This window comes from Duganella phyllosphaerae (assembly GCF_001758785.1).
Taxonomy (GTDB): Bacteria; Pseudomonadota; Gammaproteobacteria; order Burkholderiales; family Burkholderiaceae_D; genus Rugamonas; species Rugamonas phyllosphaerae.
Map to the genome: position 1 here is coordinate 1 of NZ_LROM01000140.1, position 1,715 is coordinate 1,715.

Below are 1,715 nucleotides of genomic sequence, written 5' to 3' on the forward strand. Positions count from 1 at the left end.
GTGGCGTATCGGCCTGGGCCAGCAGCAATGGTGCTGGCGGCTGAGCAGGCTGCGGCGCGGCAAAGGCAGCGGTGGCGGTGACAGCGGTCAGTGCGACAGCCAGCATGACGGGCTTCAGTTTCAGGGTATTCATGGTTCTCTCCTTGTTTCATTAAAAGGCGGGGTAACCATGTCTATGCAGATAGCGTGCCAGCCCTGCCCGCCTGCAAAACGCCCGAATCGGGCGTTCGGCGCCGCCGCTTGTCCGCTTTGGTGACACCTGCTTGTCCGCCCTGCGGACAGGCGTCACACATCCAGACCATATTGCGCCAGCTTGCGATACAACTGCTGGCGCGACAGGCCGAGCCGGCGCGCCGCCTGGCTGCGGTTGCCGTCGCTGGCGGCCAGCGCCCGTACCAGCATCGCCGCCTCCAGCTGCGCCACGGCCTGGTCCAGGTTGCCGTCCCAGTCGATGGCCGGTACATCTGCGGCCAGCGGCACGGAAGTGACCGAACCAGCACCAAGCGCCGCCCCGGTGGCGCCAGCAACGCCGCCAGGGGCAGCAGCCACTCCGTCAGCCAGCGCGGCAACTGCATCCACGCTGCCGATGGCCGCAGCCGGCCCGGTAGCGCGGGATGGCGTACCGGCAGGTGCAGCATCAGTCGCGCCGACGGACGCCGCTGACGCCCCTGCAGCCGTTGCCAGCCCCAGGTGCCGCTCCTCGATCAGATCGCCCTCACTGAGCGCAATCGCGCGCTGCACGGTGTTACGCAGCTCGCGCACGTTGCCGCGCCAGTCGTGCGCGCGCAAGGCGGCCAGCGCGGCGTCCGACAGCCGCTTGCTGCGACCGCCGCCGTGATGGAGAAAATGCGCGAGCAGCACCTCGATATCACCGTGCCGTTCGCGCAGCGGCGGCAACACGATGGTGATCACCTGCAAGCGGTACAGCAAGTCGGCGCGGAACCTGCCCTCGACCACCTCGCGCTCGAGGTCGCGGTGGGTGGCGGCCACCACGCGCAGGTTGACCGCTTGCGCGTGGCGTCCGCCCAGCGGCGTGACCACCCGCTCCTGCAGCACGCGCAGGATCTTGGCCTGGGTGGGCAGCGCCATGTCGCCGATCTCGTCGAGGAACAGGGTGCCGCCGTCGGCCTCGCGGAAGCGTCCGGGGCGGTCGGCCGTGGCGCCGGAAAACGCGCCCTTGACGTGGCCGAACAGTTCGCTCTCGAGCAAGTCGGCCGGAATCGCCGCGCAGTTGACCGCCACGAACGGCCCCTGCACCCGGGCGCTGTTGCGATGCAGCGCCTGCGCCACCAGCTCCTTGCCGGTCCCGGTTTCGCCAAGCACCAGCACCGAGTTGTCGCTGTCGGCCACCAGGCCGATGCGCTTGAAGATGGCGCGCATCGCTTCGCTGTTGCTGACCATGGTGTCGTCCGGGTCGGCCACTGCATTGTCCATTTCAGTGTCCACGCCATTGGCCGCCCGCGCCCGCAAGGCCCGCGCCAGCGTCTCGGCCAGCACGCTGCGCCCGATCGGCTTGGTCAGGTGGTCGAAAGCGCCCAGCCGCATCGCCTCGATGGTATTGGCGCCGCTGGCGTAAGCGGTGAGCATGATGCACGGCACGTCCGGGGCGATCTCGGGCGCGGCGCGCAGCAGCGCCAGGCCGTCGTCGCCGGGCAGGCGCAAATCGACGATGGCGGCGGCGATACCGCCCGCGCCCAACGCGCGCAGCCCCTTCT

The 1,715-nt window shown here is 69.7% G+C and carries 1 protein-coding gene; it reads right to left on the minus strand.

Annotated elements, in window-relative coordinates; genetic code table 11:
* Window positions 1-285: 285 nt before the first annotated feature.
* A complete protein-coding gene (locus DUPY_RS23655) occupies window positions 286-1,707 on the minus strand; it encodes a sigma-54 dependent transcriptional regulator (protein WP_371851818.1) in 1,422 nt (473 codons plus the stop codon).
* Window positions 1,708-1,715: the final 8 nt, after the last annotated feature.